This is a genomic window from Clostridiales bacterium (genome assembly GCA_012512255.1).
Taxonomy (GTDB): domain Bacteria; phylum Bacillota; class Clostridia; order Christensenellales; family DUVY01; genus DUVY01.
The window spans coordinates 1-2,371 of the sequence record JAAZDJ010000117.1; the positions used below are offsets into that span (position 1 = coordinate 1).

Sequence of the window (2,371 nt, forward strand, 5' to 3'; positions counted from 1 at the left end):
CAATCAAAAGCAACGCAAAAGCCGCAATCCAAGAACTAAAAGAAAAAGGCATTAAGACGGTAATGCTTACGGGCGACGCATCGCACGCCGCGGCTATGACAGCTTTAGAAGTTGGCATAACCGATTATATAGCCGAAGTCTTGCCCGACCAGAAAGAAGAGCATATAAGAAAACTAAAACAAGGCGGCAATATTGTCGCCATGGTCGGCGACGGCGTCAACGACGCGCCGTCGCTGGCAAGCGCGGACATAGGCTTTGTAATGAGCACGGGAACGGATATCGCCATTGAAGCCGGCGATATCACGCTTATGCGCGGCGACCTAAAAAAAGTCGCGGACGCTTTGTTTATCAGCCAAAAAACCATAACAAAAATCAAGCAAAACTTGTTCTGGGCTTTTATTTATAATGTCATTGGGATACCGTTGGCGGCGTTTGGCTTTTTGAACCCTATAATAGCGGGCGCGGCCATGGCGTTAAGCTCGGTATCAGTCGTCGCTAATTCTTTGCTATTAAGAAGACAAATTGAGCAAAAGCGCTAAGGTTTTGGGGCTAAGTTGTGTTATAATAATTAATAAGAACTAACACAACGGAGACCAAAATGTATTATGTAGGCGTGGATATTGGCGGCACCAATATTAAAACTGGCGTAGTAGACAAACAAGGCAATATCTTAAAAAAGCATTCTTTTCCGACTTTGAGCTCAAGACCCTACCAAGAAATAACCCAAGACATAAATCTTGCCATAAACAAATTGCTTGACGGTTTGGGCTTGGAAAAGGAACAAATACAAGCGATAGGAATAGGCTCGCCCGGCTCCGTAGATTCCAAAACGGGCGTTATAATTTATTCCAACAATATCAAGTGGAAAAACGTCCCTTTGGGGGCTGAACTGACCCGCCTTACAGGCTTGCCGACTTATGTGCATAACGACGCCAACGCCGCGGCAATGGGCGAGTGGATGTTTGGCGCGGGCAAAGGCTATAACGACATAGTCCTTATTACCATAGGCACGGGCATAGGCGGCGGCGTGGTAATTAATGGCGAGTTGTTTGAAGGCAATTACTCGGCGGGCGCTGAGATCGGACATACAAGGCTGGGCGGCAGGGGCAATCCCTGCACTTGCGGCCGAACGGATTGTTTTGAAACTTACGCGTCGGCGACCGCCCTTATAAGAATGACCAAAAAAGCCATGGAAGACAATCCCAGCAGCAAGATGTGGGATTATGTTAACGGCGACATTAATAAAACAGGCGGCAGAACGGCTTTTGAATGCGCCAAAGCGGGCGACGAGGCGGCGCAAAAAGTAATAGACGAATACATATACTATTTGGGCGAAGGCATTACCAATATGGCCAATATTTTCAGGCCCGATATAATTATTTTGGGCGGCGGCGTGTGCGCCCAAGGCGAGAGCTTGACCAAGCCGCTCCAAAAACATTTGGACCAAAATATTTACGCCAAAGATTTGTTGCCTACCATCCGAATAGTTACCGCCAAACTGGGCAATGACGCGGGCATAATCGGAGCGGCGGCGTTGGGGATTAGCAAGCATGAAAGATAAAGGCGTAAGAATATTGGCGCTCTTAGGCGTAGTTTTTATGGCGGTCTTTGCCGTAGTGTTTACCATAGGGCTTTATTTTAAATTTAAAGAACCGTATAATGTGTTGTCTATGCTGTTTTTGGCGGTGGGATTGTCTTTTGCGGGGGTGGTTTGGTTTTTCAAAAAGCGCGAGCAAAACACCCAAGAGTTATTAGATAAAATAAACGGCGATATTCAAGACGATCAAAACTCAAACGAGCAAGAAGAAAGCCCGATAGACAAACAACGCGGCAACGCCCAAGACGAATATAAAGACGATATCCGAACCAAACACGAAAGTCACTTCTAGAAAAATAACGAAAAATAAATTTTTAAAAGGATAAGAACCGCACGATTTTTTAAAAATATGGATACAATAATAAAGCCGATTAGCGAAGAGTCTTTGGAGCTTGCCAAAAGAATAATATCCCAAGGCGGGCTTGTGGCGTTTAAGACCGAAACGGTTTATGGCTTAGGGGCGGATATATATAACGAAAAGGCGATAAAAAAGATTTATCAAGTCAAAGGAAGGCCCGTTGACAATCCTTTGATAGTGCATTTGGCGGACAAGTCACAGATAGCGACAGTGGTCAAGGCCATACCGCCATTGGCGCAAAAGCTTATTGAGAAGTTTATGCCCGGGCCTTTGACTTTGATTTTGGATCGTGCAGACCATGTGCCCAAGATAATAAGCGCAGGACTTGCCACCGTCGCTGTGCGTGTGCCACAAGACGATACCGCCAACGCTTTTTTGAAAGCGGTAGGCACGCCAATAGCCGCGCCGTCGGCTAA

4 protein-coding genes are annotated in these 2,371 nt (G+C 46.2%); all 4 read left to right on the forward strand.

The features are described from left to right. The coding region (locus GX756_05980; protein NLC17408.1) for an HAD-IC family P-type ATPase at positions 1 to 539 on the forward strand (539 nt) is incomplete at its 5' end. A gap of 59 nt (positions 540 to 598) precedes the next feature. Beyond that, positions 599 to 1,561, forward strand: a complete 963-nt coding sequence (locus GX756_05985; GenBank protein ID NLC17409.1) for an ROK family protein — start codon at positions 599 to 601, stop codon at positions 1,559 to 1,561. Continuing rightward, positions 1,551 to 1,889 (forward strand): hypothetical protein, encoded by a 339-nt coding sequence (locus GX756_05990; protein ID NLC17410.1) that lies wholly within the window; start codon positions 1,551 to 1,553, stop codon positions 1,887 to 1,889. Before GX756_05985 ends, GX756_05990 begins: the two co-directional genes overlap by 11 nt. A gap of 57 nt (positions 1,890 to 1,946) precedes the next feature. Further along, a partial coding sequence (locus GX756_05995; protein NLC17411.1) for a threonylcarbamoyl-AMP synthase occupies positions 1,947 to 2,371 on the forward strand: 425 nt, incomplete at its 3' end.